The sequence below is a fragment of the Parajatrophihabitans canadensis genome, from assembly GCF_053764775.1.
The window spans coordinates 2,056,201-2,071,146 of sequence record NZ_CM132445.1 but is presented as its reverse complement, the minus strand read 5'-3'; the positions used below and the strand labels follow the sequence as shown (position 1 = coordinate 2,071,146).

Here is a 14,946-nt window from a genome sequence, read left to right as displayed (position 1 = left end):
TGCCGCCGCTCAGCAGCGGGGAAGATCTGTCCCGCCCGCGTTCAAAGTGTCCAAGCTCTTTATTGCATCAGACAGCATGGAAACCTTGATGACGTTCAGGCCAGCAGGGATGTTTCCTCGAACATCGGCACAATTTCCCGCCGGCGCCAGGAAGACCGTCGCACCGTCCTGCCGCGCGCCAAGCATCTTCAGCTGAATTCCACCGATTGGACCGACATTGCCGTCCGGATCGATCGTCCCCGTTCCGGCGATGAACCGGCCGTGCGTCAGGTCATCGTGGCCAATTTTGTCGATGATGCCCAAGGCAAACATCATGCCTGCCGACGGACCGCCGATGCCGGCAAGTGCCAGGTTGACCTGAAACGGAGGAAGGCACCCCTCGGTCAGCGTGATCCCCAACAGCGGGGTGGTGCTTGCCCCGGACGGGGCCGACAACGTCAACGTCACCTTGGTATCAACACCGGCGCGACTGATCACCGCAGGTACTTTGGACCCCGCGGGTAACGAATCGAGCACTTTCTTCAAACCAGCGTCGTCGGTCACCGGAACGCCGTTGAACGAGACGAAGCGGTCCCCTGCTTGCAGGACGCTGACGTTCGCCGAATCTGGGTTGACAGCGAGGACGCCGATGCCCTTCGGAAAGTTCAGCTGACAGGCCGCGGCGACGATCGCAGAATCCTGTGACTCGATGAAGTCTTGCTTGTCCTGAGCGTTCGTTTGCTCTTGGGACTGACCAGGGGGGTACACGCTGTCGTGGGGCACGACGACCTGGTCGTGAGCAAGCCAACCCTTCAACGCGCCGATCACCGTCGTGTTCTGGGTGTCGACAGAAACCGTCGTCAAGTTGAGATTGCCAGTTGTGGGCGAGACCGGGTGGCCCTTGATGGCAATGATGTCGGTACCGCTGTCCTGGCCAAGCGTGTTGACCGTTGGACCTGGGCTCAAGACCACGTACGGCACGCGCAGCCCAAAGCTCGCGACGCCGAGAACTACCACCAGCACCGCGCCGATCAACAGGGTTCTTATCTGTCGAGACATTGCCGACACCCTAACTGCCGGCGAGCTCGCTCTGCTCAGCCGGAGCCGGTATCAGGATCAAATTCACCGGGACGACTGCATCACCGTGTTGTGAAGTGAGAGCTTCCAAGATCGCGTGATGCTCCGCAATTGCGTTACCGGGGCGCAAGGTACTCGAACGCCACTCAGTCCACCCCCGCCATGACAGCACCAGCGCGCCGATTGCGGTTGAGCAGACCGGGGCAAGCAGCCACCACACCCATGCCATGCTCGACACCGTAGGTCTTTAGCGCGTGCGCGACGTGGACGCGCGCCGTGATTTCGCTGAAAGCTGATTCCAATCGGGGCACGACACCCACCTCGCGCTCGTTAGCACTAGCGTGACTGGTATGAGTGACTTCGGCTTCGGATTCGGTCCCGGCTCGGGCGGTGATCCGGACGACATCGCAGGCAAGATCCCACTATTTGCTGAGTTGCAGCGTCTGCTCGCCGGCGACGGCGGCCCGGTGAATTGGGACCTTGCCCGTCAGCTGGCGATCTCGAATCTTGCCAGCGGGCATCGAAGCGTTACCGCCGCGGACTCGAGCGCGGTCGCGGACTCCCTGCGACTGGCCGACCTGTGGCTTGATGGTGTGACCGATCTACCGTCAGGAATCACGACAACACAGGCGTGGAGTCAGGTCGACTGGGTCGAGAAGACGATTGGAGCCTGGGCCGCGGTGTGCGATCCGGTCGCCAGCCGGGTCGTCGCAGCCATGTCCGGTGCGCTCCCACCCGAGGTCGCCGCGCAAGCAGGTCCGATGGCGCCCATGATGTCGCAGCTCGGCGGCCTGATGTTCGGCGCTCAACTCGGGCAGGGGCTGGCCGCCTTGGCCGGTGAAGTCGTGTCCGCAACCGACGTCGGCTTGCCGCTCGGCCCTCCCGGCACTGGCGCGCTGGTGGTCGCAAACGTCGAGGCGTTAGCGGACGGTCTTGGTCGACCTCGCGATGAGGTCAGGCTTTTCATGGCGTTGCGCGAGGCGGCGCACCAACGCCTGTTCGGTCATGTGCCCTGGTTGCGCCAGCAACTGATCGAAGCCGTAGATGCGTACGGCCGTGGCATCTCAATTGATCCCGAAGCAATCTCGGCGGCGCTCAACGAGATTGATCCGACCAACCCTGAGTCCTTGCAGAGCGCGCTATCCGGCGGCCTGTTCGAACCGCAGAACACGCCCGCTCAGAACATCGCTCTGCGGCGGCTGGAGACGCTGTTGGCGCTCATCGAAGGATGGGTCGACAACATCGTCAGTCATGCAGCGGGAGACCGCATGCAGGGATCGCAAGCGATGTCCGAAGCTGTCCGGCGTCGTAGGGCCTCAGGCGGCCCGGCCGAGCAAACGTTCGCGACACTCGTTGGCTTGGAACTGCGCCCGCGACGCTTACGTGAAGCTGCGTCACTCTGGCTTGCCATGACGGATCGGCACGGCGCCTCGGTTCGCGACGGCTTGTGGAATCATCCTGATCTACTCCCTACCGCCGACGACCTAGACGATCCGAATGCCTTCGCAGCGATGTACGGGACGATGTCGGAGGCAGACAGGTCAACTTTCGACGAACTCGCCAAGCTCGCAACCGAGGCTGGACCTGCCGACGCCGGACCAAGCGACTCCGGACCAAGCGACTCCGGTTCTAGCGGCTCCGGACCGGGCGACTCTGGACCGGGCGACTCGGCTCAGAACAGCGAATCCGCAGACGGCGAGTCTTCCGGCGAGGCACCGCAATCGGACAAACCCGAAAGCTGAGCAGCGGTCGAGACGCCCTCGAGGAAGCCGCGTGCTCGCTCGGTCCGTGGGAAACGGTCGACCAATCCCCAGAACTGAGGACCGTGACCAGATTCGAGTAGATGGCTCAATTCGTGCATCAGCACATAGTCGATAACCCAGGCCGGCATCGGCTGCAGGCGGTGTGACAACCGGATGGTCCCGTCCGAAGGCGTGCAGGAACCCCACCGGTGCTCCATATTCCGCACCCACCGCACGCTGGTAGGGCGCGCTCGAGCATCCAGATATTCGGACGAAAGCTGACTCGCACGCGAGGCAAGCGCTGTGTCACTTGCCCGCGGGCCACGACTGGCAAGTACCGTTTCTCGCTTCGTTACCCGCTCGACCATCTCGGCTACGAGTTCCTGTTCCCTGGCCTTGCTCAGTCGTGCGGGCACGAGCACGACGATGCGGTCGCCGTCCCGATACGCCGAAACCGTCCGACGTCGCCGAGCACTGCGCCTGACCTCGACGGACTCAGCCGGGACATTTGGCAGCCGTGGGGCAATGAGCGGATCGACATCGGGCATGGGAGCAGACTAGAGCCTCGCAACGACATCCTGATGCCGACGCTTGCGGCTGTGACCGGCCGATGAGTGCCATCCGAACTCGACTATGTCGCCGTGGCGGTTACTTAGCGTCTCACTCCAAAAGCCGATTAATCACGCAACGTGATCGAGCATCATACGGCGATCAGGAGCCTTCCACACCTCCGTCCACAAGTTTTCCACCGAAAATTCCTCCGCAAGCGCTCGTCATCCGCAGGTTATCCACAACCGCCTCCACAAGTGTGGACGTGGGCTTGAGGGTTAAATTGCTGTCTGTGGACAACGTCGCTCGTCGCAGAACCATTTGTGCGACTGTCTGCAGTCATGAGCAGATCATCGCGAGCCAGCGATAACCGGTACGCGGACGGCAACACTCGCCCCGAGCAGAAGATGCGAATCAACGAATCCGTTGCCGTCCTGTGGCGCGGAGCGAATACCGTCCAGCTCGAACTCGGACCGCGTCGAATTGTGGTGGAGAATGTGGGAACCGAACAGCTGCTTGCTTTGATGCCCGCCCGGCGGGTCTCCCCTCGAGGTAGTTCCGTATCCCCCGCATCCGCCGTATCCAACGTCGACCCAGCTCAGGAGTGCGAACCGGAGCTCTCGGATCTACGGCGAGTATTGGATCGATCCGGATTCATGTCCCGCAGCTCAACGCGTCTGGATGTCCTCGATCAGGAGCACGCGGAGCCAGCGCATCTACTGCCCGACCTCTCCGCTTTGACGGGGGCTATCGGGTCCGACGCACGGTCAGTGTTGATGGCGCGGCACGAGACTGCGATCGCCGTCCACGGCACCTCGCGCCTCGCGGTGAGCATCGCTGCCACCCTGGCGGCCGCCGGAGTGGGTTGGGTTCAGCTGGTGAACGGTGGCGACGTGAGCGCAGCGGACGCCTGTCCTGGCGGGCTGGCGCCATCCGATGAGGGACGCAGATTCGGCGCGGCCGCGGCGGACGCGATTCGCCGAGCCGCGCCAGATGTCGACACGACGCCAATCCCCTATGACCGCAGGGCCGACCTCGTCGTCCTGACCGATCCGGGCCCGATCGATTCTGCGGTCCGCGCCAGCCTGCATTTGGACGGCTTGGCCCATCTATCCGCGGAGGTGTCAGGCCTACGAGCGATCGTCGGGCCCTTGGTACTGCCTGGCGTGACCAGCTGCCTGCGATGCGCAGATCTCCATCGAACCGAGCGCGACCCAGCCTGGCCCGCGCTAGCGGTCCAGCTCTCCGGGCTGCCTAAACGCCGAAGGTCCTCAGACGTTGCCTTGTGTGTCGCGACCGCAGGTCTTACTGCAAGCCAGGCGCTGGCGTATTTGGATCGGCAGCACCCAGCAACGGTCGAAGGCACGCTGGAATGGCAGCTGCCCGATTGGCGCCTCAGACGCCGATCCTGGCCCCCTCACCACGCCTGTGACTGCGGGGCGTCGGCAAAAATGGTCAGGGCAGGCCAGAATGGACACGTGAGCCTTCGATGAGTGACATCCCGCAGCGTGGCATGGCCAGGTCGGCACAGCTGGCCAAACTCCCCCTGGGCGTCGCCGGTCGAGCGACCGTCGGCCTGGGGAAACGCCTCGCTGGGCACTCATCGGAGGAGGTCCAGGCCGACCTTGCGCAGCGGACGGCCGACCAACTGTTTGCGGTTCTCGGCCAGCTAAAGGGCGGTGCCATGAAGTTCGGGCAGGCACTGTCCGTGTTCGAGGCAGCTCTACCTGAAGACGCCGCTGCCCCCTACCGCGCGGCCCTGACCAAGCTGCAGGAAGCCGCACCACCGATGGCAGCGTCGGTCATGCACCGAGTCCTCGACGAGCAGTTCGGGCGATCCTGGCGATCACGATTTTCGTCTTTCGATGACGACCCTGCTGCTGCCGCATCGATTGGGCAGGTCCACCGTGCTGTTTGGGCCGACGGTAGAGCTGTAGCAGTGAAGATTCAATATCCAGGTGCGGGCCCCGCTCTCATGGCCGACTTCAACCAGCTCTCCCGCTTCGCAAAGCTTTTCGGGCGGATCTCCCCCGGCATGGACATCAAACCGTTACTGGCCGAGCTGAAGGCGAGGGTCAGCGAGGAGTTGGACTACACGCTCGAAGCGGACTCGCAGCGACGGTTCGCCCAGGCATACAACGGCGACCCCGATATTGCGGTTCCTCGGGTGGTGGCGAGCGCTCCCCGAGTGATCGTCAGCGAATGGCTTGAGGGAACTCCGCTTTCATCGATCATCGCCACAGGCACCCAGGAACAGCGCAATGCTGCCGGCATGCGACTGGCGTTGTTGCATTTCTCTGCGCCACAGCGATGCGGTCTGCTTCACGCGGACCCGCATCCGGGAAATTTCAGATTGATGTCTGACGGCAGGCTTGGTGTTCTGGACTTCGGCGCGGTCGCGCGGCTGCCCAACGGCACACCCGAACCTCTGGGCCGAATTACCCGCCTTGTCTTGGAAGGCGATGTTGACGCGGTCGTCGCGGCGATGCAAGCCGAGAACTTTATCCGACCTGGCGTGAAGATCGATGCGGCCAAGGTGATGGAGTATCTACGTCCGATCCTTGATCCATTAGCCAAACCGGAGTTCAGCTTCACGCGGGATTGGATGAGGGAGCAAGCACAACGCATCGGCGACCCGCGCAGCGAGGCCGCGCGCGTGGGCCGAATGCTCAACCTGCCGCCCGAGTACTTATTGCTGCACCGGGTCACTCTTGGTTCTATCGGGGTTCTATGTCAGCTCGGTGCCACCGCGCCATACCGAGAGATTGCCGAAGTCTGGCAACCCGGTTTCAAAGCCTGACAGCGAACCGAGGCCAGGCTCTGAGTGGACCGCCTACCACCACTCCGGATCGAGTTTTGCTTCGATGGCACGGACGTTTGTCGCGGCGCATTCGGGGCAGGTCCAGCGAACGCGGCCGGAATCGCGGTTCATCACCCAGGTCAGCAGGATCGCGGCGCTTACATCCTCCGACCCGCGAGCCGTGGCAGCCACGATGCCGCAGAGCTGGCAAATAACTTCCTCCATAAGGCTATTTGACCACCAGCGGGACTCGATCGCGATCTGGGTGGCACTCGCGAACGAACGCTGCTTGTCACAACGTATGTGGCGTCAATTCTTGTGACACGACGACGTCGGGAGGGCGGCAGAACGCGGCCGTTGCCTCGTCCTGCACACACCCTCCCGACGTTTTCGACCTCACGATGATCCCGCCCGGTTAGCCGGCGAGGTCATAGTTGGCGGCACCCGAATGTTCCGACAACCGACGCTGCGAACGCGATGCTCGCCGTGTGCAATATGCCGCGATTCGTTGCCACATCTGTACCGAGGCAACCTCACTCGCCAGTCTCCGGTTGGCCGCATCCTTCAGCCGCTCGCGTATTCGTTCACGCGCGATCGCTTCGCTCTGGCAGTACATTTCGATTCTCCTTGGAAAGTTGTTTAGTTCGTTCGACATTGATGTGTCAGCTGGCAGGTAGATCAGAGGTAATCCCTCGATCCCCGCATGACCGGCGTCAGCGGTGCCCGCAACGGCGATCATGCGGCGACCTCGTTCTTACGCGGACGACCTCGCGGCCGCTTACGCGCAATCACGGTGCCCTGTTCGAAGATCTCGCCACCCCAAACGCCCCAGGGTTCGCGACGGTCAAGCGCGCCCGCGAGACAACCGGCGCGCACCGGGCACTCAACGCAGTGCGCTTTGGCTTGCTCGAGATCAGCTGGAGTGTCTGCAAACCATAGGTCTGCATCCAGTACACGGCAGGGTAAGTCGTCGATGTCAGCGCCGAATGCGGGGTCAACTACAGGGATCAGGTCTTCACAAATCGAGATCGCAGCCGGGGTTGTGGCCGCAACCCGCGGCTGTTCCTCCTGCTCGATCAGCAACGGAGTGGCATACACGTCGGGTCAACCTCCTTGTTCCAATAGCTTTTCGGTGTCGGTGTCGGTGTCGGTGTCGGTGCGGTGTCGTTGAGTGTCGATGTCGTGAACCTCGATGGCGGTAGTTCCTTCTGCATCCGGCGATACATTTGATACGGGAATGACAAAGGCCGCGGTTCCCGGTATCGGGAATCCGCGGCCTCGAGGGTTTCGCTCTGAGCTGGTCAGAGTGGTATCCCTCGAGGATGGCGGACCCAACCGAAATCGACGTCGGTCATTCCGGCAGCGCTACCGCGGTGGTTTGCTGGCTTGACCTGGGCGGCCTCGAATGCCGAAACGATGAGCGCCGAGACAGCAGAGAAGGCAGCCGGGATCTCCGCGACTGCGATGTAGGTCGTGTTCGTGAACATTCGGCACCTCCTTCGAAGGTCTAGGCGCAAGCTCAGCTGAACGGCTGCTCAGGCGCGATGTATTTTCTCGTGTGCACGCGAGGCTATCGGACCAGGCGCAAGGTGCACAATTCATTTTCCGAGATTGGCTGAAAATTGCTGACGGATGTCATGTTCGATGCCTGCGGACGGGCGAGCGAGATCCGCCCGCTCGCCCGACGGGTCGGCAGAACATCATGTGATTAAAGGCGAAACAGGGCCAGGAGATGTTGTTGCTTCCGCAACTTATTCAACCTCGACCGGCTCAGGATCCTGTCCCGAGAGCACGGCTAAAACGGGCACCGCGTAGCGCTCGAGTTTCGTCGGGCCCACCCCAGCAATTGTTGCCAACGCTCGTTCATCCGCGGGATTTCTGTCAGCAATAGCGACCAACGTTGCGTCTGAGAATACGACGTAGGCAGGAACACCCTGCGCGTCTGCCTGCTTCTTTCGCCATGCTCGCAACCGACCGAAGGTGGCTGCGTCCTCGGACTGCGGCACGACCTTGGAACGCTTGCGGGCCGATGCAGCTTCTGATGACGCTCTAGCCGTAGCCGGGCTGGCGCTGGGGCGCAGGCCATCGAGAAAGCGGCTGGGCCGGCGCCGTCGTGCCTGCCCGGGGTTGCGTGCCAAAGCCCACGACAGCGCGAGGGACTCCCGAGCACGGGTGATCCCGACATAGAGCAACCGCCGCTCCTCCGCGAGCTGGTCGGCAGTGGTGGCGTGCTGGATGGGAATCGTCTGATCCGCGAGCCCGACCAGAAAGACGGCGTCCCACTCGAGACCCTTCGCCGAGTGCAGCGAGGCAAGCGTGACGCCCTGGACCGTCGGCGCATGTTGCGCGGCCGCTCGCTGCTCCAGGTCGGCGTTGAACTCGTCGAGACGGGCCGTGGGCTGATCGATCAATAGCTGGTCCGCGAGGCTCATCAGGGCCGCAAGTGACTCCCACCGTTCGCGCGCCGCTCCGCCGTCCGGCGGGTGGTCGGCATTCCACCCGACTGAGCTCAGAACCTCCGCGACGGCCTCCGGCAGACTTACCTCGCCATCGTCTGCGCGAGCAGCGCCCCGGAGCAAGACAACTGCCTGACGAACCTCGGCTCGCTCGAAGAACCTGGCCCCACCACGCAACACGTAGGCAATTCCGAGGCTCGACAAGGCCTGCTCGTAAACCTCTGATTGCGCATTGATCCGAAACAGGATCGCTATTTCGGAGGCCGGCGTCCCGCCGTCGACGAGGCGTTTCACCTGTGCGCCGACCGCAGCAGCCTCGGCCACCTCATCATCGTGCTCGGAGAAGGTCGGCTTCGGTCCGTCCGGTCGTTGACCGATCAAACTGAGGCGCGACATGGCCTCGCGCGGCGCGCCACCTATCAACCGGTTGGCCAGCTCGACGATCTGCGGGGTCGAGCGGTAGTCGCGCTCCAAGCGGACGACGGTGGCGTCGGGGTAACGCTCCGCGAAGTCGAGTAGGTAGGAAGGCTGGGCACCAGCGAAGGAGTAAATGGTCTGGTTGGCATCACCGACAACGCAGATGTCATCGCGCTCGCCCAGCCACGCCGAGAGCAGACGTTGCTGAATCGGCGACACATCCTGGTACTCGTCGATCACGAAATATCGGTACTGGGCTCTAACTTTTCGGGCAACCTGATCGTTTTCTTCCAGCGCCCCGGCCATGATCAACAAGAGATCAGAGAAGTCGATCTCATTGTTGCGACGCTTGGCCTCCTCGTAGCCGGAGTACACCTCCGCGACCTTCGCAGGAGTCAGCGAAATGCCGCGATTGGCCCTCGCCGCTTCGGCCACATACTCGCTCGGCGAAACCAGGGATGACTTGGCCCAATCGATCTCGCTCGCCAGGTCCCGAAGCTCGGCGCGGTCAGCACGCAACCGGAGCCGGTTGGTGGCCTGCACGATCCACCGGATCGGGCTGTCGCTCACGTCGGGCATCGGTCCGCCCAGAATCTGAGGCGCGAAATAGTTGAGCTGGCGCAGCGCGGCGGCATGAAACGTGCGCGCCTGTACTCCGCCAGCCCCAAGGGATCGCAGGCGCGTACGTAGCTCCCCCGCCGCCCTCGCAGTGAAAGTCACGGCCAAGACGGCGTCCGCGGGAACGGCCCCCGTGCGTACCGCATATGCGATCCGGTGAGTGATCGCCCTCGTCTTGCCGGTACCGGCCCCAGCCAAGATGCAGACCGGACCGTGCACGGCCACCGCGGCCGCTCGTTGCTCCGGGTCGAGCCCAGCCAACAGCTGCTCTGCCGTCTCGGGCCGCCCCGCGTTACCTACGTGCCCACCCGTCGCTGGGGGGTTAGTAGCTGCCACAGATGCCGTACTGGTCGATGCCGTACTGGTCGATGCCGTACTGGTCGATGTCGTGCGGCGGGAGCTCACCCACCCCATCTTGCCAAGCTTCGGTGACAGTTTCGGCCAGTGGGAACATTCCGTCACTTACCCTGTTGAATTGACTAGGAGCGCCACCCGCTCCAGTTGGTGCGATGCGCGCACCAAACGAGACGATGAATGAGGGCCAATGAGCGCGCAGTTCACGATGTACACGACCTCCTGGTGCGGTTACTGCGTGCGACTGAAGAAGGGCCTCGAGCAGGCTGGCATCACGTTCGCAGAGGTCAACATCGAGCAGGACGAGAACGCAGCCGTCCGTGTCATGGAGGTCAACGGCGGCAATCAAACCGTCCCGACACTCGAATTCGCAGACGGTTCGGCCCTGACAAACCCCACGGTGGCGCAGATCAAGGAAAAGCTCGCAGCGTTGGCGTGACCCGCTTTCACCCGATCTCACCCCAGCATCTGGTCGCACAGTTGGTCGACCTCGCCATCTCGAGGCACCCCGGCTCGCACCCGCTACGGTTCGGTTTCGATGCTCCGCGATGCGCAGAGACTAGTGCGCTGGTCGGAGGAGTTGCACAGGGCCTTATCGCGGCCGGCACCCCGGCGGCGATCGTGCAAGCCGGCAATTTTTATCGTGATGCCTCGTTGCGATTCGAATATGGCAAGACCGATCTTGAATCGTTCTATTCGGGTTGGTTGGACGTCAACGCGCTGCAGCGCGAAGTACTGGTCCCGCTTGGCGGAGGAGACGGCCGTTCTGTCCTGGGCGGTGACCGCCCTGCCGCTCTTGCGGACTCGACGTATCTGCCGTCCCTGCGAGATCCGGTTACCAACCGCTCCAGTAGGGCCATGCCCGCCAGCCTGGCCGCGAACGGCGTCTTACTACTCAGCGGCGAGCTCCTGCTCGGTATCGGTTTGACGTTCGATCTGACCGTGCATTTCTGGGTATCGCGACAGGCACGGATCAGGCGCACTGCCGCTGAATGGGCCTGGACGCTACCCGCCCTGGATCGCTATGACATCGAGGTGGACCCGGTTTCCATAGCTGATGTGGTCTTGCGTTACGACGACCCGGAGCACCCTGCGATCTTCGTTCGGTGATCCGTCTGGGGCTTGGAACGTCTGGGGCTTGGAACGTATCGCCTAGGAACGCTGCTAGTCGTGCCGCGTCGGCGACGTCGAGGCAATCTCGTTCTCGCCTTCGGCCAACCACGCATCGATCAGCTGCCGTGCGATGGACATCGTCCCTGGCAGGGCACGCAGAATGCCGGTCTCAGCCAGCGACTCCTCACCCCAGTCTCGCGCTCGGCGCACCTCTTCGCGAGTGAACCAGCCAGCTTCTGCTATCTCGTCGTTGTCCGGGATCAAGGTCGAATCCCCGGCCGTGTCGGCGGTGAAGCCGAGCATGAGTGACGCTGGGAAGGGATGGGGCTGGCTTGCGAAGTATTCGACATTGCGCACTCTGAGGCCGACCTCTTCACCGACCTCGCGAACGACTGCAGCCTCGGCCGACTCGCCGGCTTCGACGAAGCCGGCAAGCACGGACAGTCGTCCCGGCGGCCAGAGAGGCGACCTCGCTAGAAGGCATCGTTGTTGACCATCGCGAATCAACATGATGACGGCAGGATCGGTCCGCGGAAAATGCTCGGATTTGTCGGCCGGGCAGATTCTGCTCCAACCCGACTGGGCGACCTCGGTGACAGCTCCGCAGCGCGGACAATGTGTATGGCGCTGATGCCAGGCCTGCAGTGCCGTCGCGGCGGTGAGTAAGCCGACCTCGAGGTCGTTGAGTACGACCGCGAGGTCGCGCAGCCCGCGCCAGTCTGCGTCTACTTCGGCGGTGGCCGCGGCCGTGTACGCCAACACCGCGAAGTACACGACGCCTGCGGCTTCGCCGAGCAGCACTCGGTCACCTTCGACGGTGACTTCACCTGGCGATCGGAGATACAACGACGATGGCGACCTCATACGAATGCTCGACGCCGCCGACAGGACAAGCACTCGGCTCGTGGGCGCAGACCACGCGGCGTCGTTCCACTCGGCGTCGCCTCGACGGTGGGCTATCCGGTCATGCGCCGATCTGGACAACACCGGCACGGGCACCGGCACGACCTGGCGCGCCGCTACGCTGTCAGCCACCGCTGGTGTCGGCGTCCTGCACGGTGACATCAATGACCGCGCTGAGCGGGCCCGCGATGCTGGCTGCATCGCCGACGGCAACACCGATGAGTTTGCGCGGCGCCAGGAACTCGGCTGCGGCATCGGCCACCTGCGAGATCGTCGCGGCCGCCAGACGTTCGCGGTGTCGCGTCAGCCACTCGATATCCAAGCCGGCGCCAAGCAAGCCTGACAGGGTGGACGCCAGGCCCGCCTGGGTCGACACTGAGAGCGCCATCGTCCCGATTGCGTACTGCCGACTCAGATCCAGCTCCGCCTGGGTTATGGGCAGCGACGAAATGCGGCCCAGTTCGTAGAGCGTCTCGACGACTGCCGGAGCAGTCACCTCGGTCGCTACGTCTGCGGATGCGGTGAACGACGAGGCAAGGGTCGAATGGTCCAGCGAGCTCCTCGGCGAATAGGTATAGCCCTTGTCCTCACGGATATTTTCGACCCAGCGGGACGAGAACATGCCGCCAAAGGCCAGGTTCGCCAGCTGCAGCGCTGGATACCTCTCGTCATCACGCGTAAGCGAGTGGCCACCGAAACGCAGCGAGGTCTGCACGGAACCCGGCCGGTCGACGATAAGCAACGGCCCCAAGTCGAGTTCCGGTAGCGCCGGCACCTTCCGCTTGGCCTGAGTTCCCGACCATTCGCCGAAAATGCGCTCAACCGAATCCAACGCACGCGAGGGTAGGACGTCTCCAACTATCACGAGCAACGCGCCATCCGGTCGAATCAGATCCGAATGCAACGATCTGAGTTGGCCGGCTGTGGTCGCTTCGACGTCTGCGATAGCGGGCAGTGATGTGCCGTAGGGATGTCCCGGCGCCATACGCTGGCCGAGGGCCTCGTTGGCGATAACGCCAGGCTGTGATCGAGCTAGCGTAATCCGTTCGACGAGGCGTGCACGCTCGCCACCGACCTCGTCTTTTGGATAGCTGGCTGACGTGAGGACTTCCGCGAAGAGCCTGAGCAGATCGGGAAGCTTCGTCGACAGCGCAGATGCCGACAGCAATAAGCGATCTGCGTCCAATCCGACGGACAGATCTCCGCCGAGCTCCTGCAACGCGACGGCAAGTGAGTTGCGGTCATACCTTGCAGTACCCGTCAGTATCGTGTCGGACAGCAGCGCTGAACGGGCCAGATGATGTGGCTTCGCTGAAAGAAACGGAACGCGGAGACGAACCTCGACCATCGGAACCGACGGCCGCCGTGCCACGACAACGCGAAGGCCGGACTCCAACGTGCGCTCGGCGGTCGTGATGCGTTTCGGTTTGGCGGGTTTAGCCAGCGGGGGCACCGGCAAAGGTACCGAATGACGACCCGAACCCCGTGCTCCGTTTCGCGGTGAGGTGTTCGGTGCCGACTCGGCCGTCTGAGAGGTTGCGTTTGCCGGGCTCATTTACCTGCTCCTGGAATGAGTTCGACAACGGCTCGGCTGGACGGTGCGAGATCTGCGGCGGCAGCACGAATGTCTGCATCGGTAATCTCGGCCAACAAGGTGGGCAGCCCCAGGATCAGGGACGCCTTGCCGAAGAGCATCTCGAACTTGGCGAATTCCAAGCTCCGGTTGAGAACCTGGTCGAGTTCGCGGAAGATGGTCGCGGCAAACTTGGTCCGTACCCGATCGAGTTCGCCGGCCTCGGTGCCGTTGTTCGCGATACGGTCGAACTCCTCATCCACTGCGGCAATGACCTTGTCTGTCGAGGACGCATCGCTGAAATGCGCAGTGACGTTGAGCCGGGTGGGATCGCGTTCTTCCAAAGGGTCACCGAAGGTCCCGAGATACGCGGCAACGTCGGTTACAAGACGTTTCGACTGCACGAGGCTGCGCTGCAATCGCGATGCGTCGCCGTCAGAAAGTATCTCGGCGAGCAGCAGGTTCGAGAGGTAGCGGTGCAAGTCCGATCCTGGGTTCGGCACTCGATAGCCGAGCGCCACCGCGGGCATGGGCGCAAGGGCATCGGTAACCGTCTCGCGACGTTCGCTGCTCAGCCCGGGTTCACCGAAGTCTTGTCGCACCGGCTTCTTTCGCCGACGGATACCGGAAAAATGACGTTCGATCAGTTCGATCGCGTTGTCGGGATCAATATCCCCGGCCACGCCGAGGACAGCATTGGCGGGCGCGTAGTAACTGTCGAAGAACGCGGCGGCGTCTTCGGCGGTTGCATTCTGGAGATCCTCGAACCCTCCGTAACCGTTGTGCGCATTAGGGAAAGTGTCAAACAGCACTGGGGGGAGGACGAGCCAAGGAAATCCGCCGTACGGTCGGTTGAGCACGTTGACCCGAATCTCTTCCTTCACGACAGAGATCTGATTGGCGAGGTTCTCTTCGGTAATCCGGGGAGAGCGCATACGGTCGGCCTCGAGGAAGAGACCGCGTTCGAATGCGTTGGATGGCAGCATCTCGAAATAGTTCGTGTAGTCAAGATGCGTGCTGCCATTGAACATTCCGCCTGAGGCTTGCACGTATCGGAAGTGCTCCAGTTTCTCGAGATTTGCCGAGCCCTGGAACATCAGATGTTCGAACAAGTGCGCAAAGCCCGTCCGCCCTTGCGGCTCAGATCGAAAGCCAACGTCGTACAAGACGGCGATGCCGACGACGGGCGCGCTACGGTCCGGCGAGATCACGACCCGAAGGCCGTTACCGAGCGTGTGATGGACGAGTTCGAACGACGGTGCGCGAAATCCCTGCGCGGGGGCAGTCGATGCGCCCCCTGACTTGATGTTGGCCACGTTCCTACCCTAGTCAGTCCTTTGGACTCGTCACCGCCAGCGCCCGGAA

The 14,946-nt window shown here is 62.8% G+C and carries 16 protein-coding genes; 5 read left to right on the top strand and 11 right to left on the bottom strand.

Features of this window, described 5'->3' with window-relative positions; genetic code table 11:
* Nucleotides 1-9 precede the first annotated feature (9 nt).
* Nucleotides 10-1,038: a S16 family serine protease gene (locus tag ACSMXN_RS10155; RefSeq protein ID WP_022912544.1), complete on the bottom strand. Its 1,029-nt coding sequence runs from the start codon at nucleotides 1,036-1,038 to the stop codon at nucleotides 10-12.
* Between the two features lie 10 nt (nucleotides 1,039-1,048).
* Nucleotides 1,049-1,285 (bottom strand): hypothetical protein, encoded by a 237-nt coding sequence (locus tag ACSMXN_RS10150; RefSeq protein WP_022912543.1) that lies wholly within the window; start codon nucleotides 1,283-1,285, stop codon nucleotides 1,049-1,051.
* A 121-nt stretch (nucleotides 1,286-1,406) separates the two neighbouring features.
* On the opposite strand from ACSMXN_RS10150, the gene ACSMXN_RS10145 reads away from it, so the two are divergent.
* Nucleotides 1,407-2,798 (top strand): zinc-dependent metalloprotease, encoded by a 1,392-nt coding sequence (locus ACSMXN_RS10145; protein ID WP_022912542.1) that lies wholly within the window; start codon nucleotides 1,407-1,409, stop codon nucleotides 2,796-2,798.
* Here the strand turns inward: ACSMXN_RS10145 and ACSMXN_RS10140 are convergent.
* On the bottom strand, nucleotides 2,729-3,346 hold the full coding sequence (locus ACSMXN_RS10140) for a M48 metallopeptidase family protein (RefSeq protein WP_022912541.1): 618 nt from the start codon (nucleotides 3,344-3,346) through the stop codon (nucleotides 2,729-2,731). The genes ACSMXN_RS10145 and ACSMXN_RS10140 overlap by 70 nt on opposite strands.
* A gap of 342 nt (nucleotides 3,347-3,688) precedes the next feature.
* Between ACSMXN_RS10140 and ACSMXN_RS10135 the strand changes: the two genes are divergently transcribed.
* Together ACSMXN_RS10135 and ACSMXN_RS10130 are read left to right on the top strand one after the other, a co-directional pair.
* On the top strand, nucleotides 3,689-4,840 hold the full coding sequence (locus ACSMXN_RS10135) for a thiamine biosynthesis protein ThiF (RefSeq protein ID WP_022912540.1): 1,152 nt from the start codon (nucleotides 3,689-3,691) through the stop codon (nucleotides 4,838-4,840).
* Complete coding sequence (locus tag ACSMXN_RS10130) at nucleotides 4,837-6,147, top strand: ABC1 kinase family protein (protein ID WP_027139256.1); 1,311 nt, start codon at nucleotides 4,837-4,839, stop codon at nucleotides 6,145-6,147. The genes ACSMXN_RS10135 and ACSMXN_RS10130 overlap by 4 nt, the downstream gene beginning before the upstream one ends.
* Before the next feature lie 33 nt (nucleotides 6,148-6,180).
* On the opposite strand, the gene ACSMXN_RS10125 is transcribed toward ACSMXN_RS10130, so the two are convergent.
* From ACSMXN_RS10125 to ACSMXN_RS10105, 5 genes are all read right to left on the bottom strand, one after another.
* A complete protein-coding gene (locus tag ACSMXN_RS10125) occupies nucleotides 6,181-6,372 on the bottom strand; it encodes a hypothetical protein (protein WP_022912538.1) in 192 nt (63 codons plus the stop codon).
* Between the two features lie 510 nt (nucleotides 6,373-6,882).
* On the bottom strand, nucleotides 6,883-7,170 hold the full coding sequence (locus ACSMXN_RS10120; protein WP_051148820.1) for a WhiB family transcriptional regulator: 288 nt from the start codon (nucleotides 7,168-7,170) through the stop codon (nucleotides 6,883-6,885).
* A gap of 278 nt (nucleotides 7,171-7,448) precedes the next feature.
* Entirely contained in the window at nucleotides 7,449-7,634 is a 186-nt protein-coding gene (locus ACSMXN_RS10115; protein ID WP_022912535.1) for a hypothetical protein, read from the bottom strand.
* 264 nt (nucleotides 7,635-7,898) lie between these two features.
* A complete protein-coding gene (locus ACSMXN_RS10110; protein WP_022912534.1) occupies nucleotides 7,899-9,974 on the bottom strand; it encodes a UvrD-helicase domain-containing protein in 2,076 nt (691 codons plus the stop codon).
* On the bottom strand, nucleotides 9,961-10,092 hold the full coding sequence (locus ACSMXN_RS10105) for a hypothetical protein (RefSeq protein ID WP_022912533.1): 132 nt from the start codon (nucleotides 10,090-10,092) through the stop codon (nucleotides 9,961-9,963). The genes ACSMXN_RS10110 and ACSMXN_RS10105 overlap by 14 nt, the downstream gene beginning before the upstream one ends.
* A 90-nt stretch (nucleotides 10,093-10,182) precedes the next feature.
* Here ACSMXN_RS10105 and ACSMXN_RS10100 point away from each other — a divergent pair, with 90 nt between their 5' ends.
* Nucleotides 10,183-10,431 (top strand): mycoredoxin, encoded by a 249-nt coding sequence (locus tag ACSMXN_RS10100; RefSeq protein ID WP_022912532.1) that lies wholly within the window; start codon nucleotides 10,183-10,185, stop codon nucleotides 10,429-10,431.
* Nucleotides 10,428-11,102: a uridine kinase gene (locus tag ACSMXN_RS10095; RefSeq protein WP_022912531.1), complete on the top strand. Its 675-nt coding sequence runs from the start codon at nucleotides 10,428-10,430 to the stop codon at nucleotides 11,100-11,102. Before ACSMXN_RS10100 ends, ACSMXN_RS10095 begins: the two co-directional genes overlap by 4 nt.
* A gap of 54 nt (nucleotides 11,103-11,156) precedes the next feature.
* Here ACSMXN_RS10095 and nudC read toward each other — a convergent pair whose 3' ends face one another.
* The 3 genes from nudC to ACSMXN_RS10080 are packed head-to-tail and all read right to left on the bottom strand — an operon-like array spanning nucleotide 11,157 to nucleotide 14,897.
* Nucleotides 11,157-12,140, bottom strand: coding sequence for an NAD(+) diphosphatase (gene nudC, locus ACSMXN_RS10090; RefSeq protein ID WP_022912530.1), 984 nt, complete (start codon nucleotides 12,138-12,140; stop codon nucleotides 11,157-11,159).
* The gene (locus ACSMXN_RS10085; protein WP_022912529.1) at nucleotides 12,133-13,563 is read right to left on the bottom strand and encodes a M16 family metallopeptidase; all 1,431 of its coding nucleotides are present in this window, start codon (nucleotides 13,561-13,563) and stop codon (nucleotides 12,133-12,135) included. Before ACSMXN_RS10085 ends, nudC begins: the two co-directional genes overlap by 8 nt.
* On the bottom strand, nucleotides 13,560-14,897 hold the full coding sequence (locus tag ACSMXN_RS10080) for an insulinase family protein (protein WP_022912528.1): 1,338 nt from the start codon (nucleotides 14,895-14,897) through the stop codon (nucleotides 13,560-13,562). The genes ACSMXN_RS10085 and ACSMXN_RS10080 overlap by 4 nt, the downstream gene beginning before the upstream one ends.
* Nucleotides 14,898-14,946: the final 49 nt, after the last annotated feature.

Bases quoted from the DNA above. Each gene is read 5' to 3' on its own strand.
- ACSMXN_RS10155 (WP_022912544.1), bottom strand. From the start codon at position 1,038: ATGTCTCGACAGATAAGAACCCTGTTGATCGGCGCGGTGCTGGTGGTA.
- ACSMXN_RS10150 (WP_022912543.1), bottom strand. From the start codon at position 1,285: ATGGCATGGGTGTGGTGGCTGCTTGCCCCGGTCTGCTCAACCGCAATC.
- ACSMXN_RS10145 (WP_022912542.1), top strand. From the start codon at position 1,407: ATGAGTGACTTCGGCTTCGGATTCGGTCCCGGCTCGGGCGGTGATCCG.
- ACSMXN_RS10140 (WP_022912541.1), bottom strand. From the start codon at position 3,346: ATGCCCGATGTCGATCCGCTCATTGCCCCACGGCTGCCAAATGTCCCG.
- ACSMXN_RS10135 (WP_022912540.1), top strand. From the start codon at position 3,689: ATGAGCAGATCATCGCGAGCCAGCGATAACCGGTACGCGGACGGCAAC.
- ACSMXN_RS10130 (WP_027139256.1), top strand. From the start codon at position 4,837: ATGAGTGACATCCCGCAGCGTGGCATGGCCAGGTCGGCACAGCTGGCC.
- ACSMXN_RS10125 (WP_022912538.1), bottom strand. From the start codon at position 6,372: ATGGAGGAAGTTATTTGCCAGCTCTGCGGCATCGTGGCTGCCACGGCT.
- ACSMXN_RS10115 (WP_022912535.1), bottom strand. From the start codon at position 7,634: ATGTTCACGAACACGACCTACATCGCAGTCGCGGAGATCCCGGCTGCC.
- ACSMXN_RS10105 (WP_022912533.1), bottom strand. From the start codon at position 10,092: ATGTTCCCACTGGCCGAAACTGTCACCGAAGCTTGGCAAGATGGGGTG.
- ACSMXN_RS10100 (WP_022912532.1), top strand. From the start codon at position 10,183: ATGAGCGCGCAGTTCACGATGTACACGACCTCCTGGTGCGGTTACTGC.
- ACSMXN_RS10085 (WP_022912529.1), bottom strand. From the start codon at position 13,563: ATGAGCCCGGCAAACGCAACCTCTCAGACGGCCGAGTCGGCACCGAAC.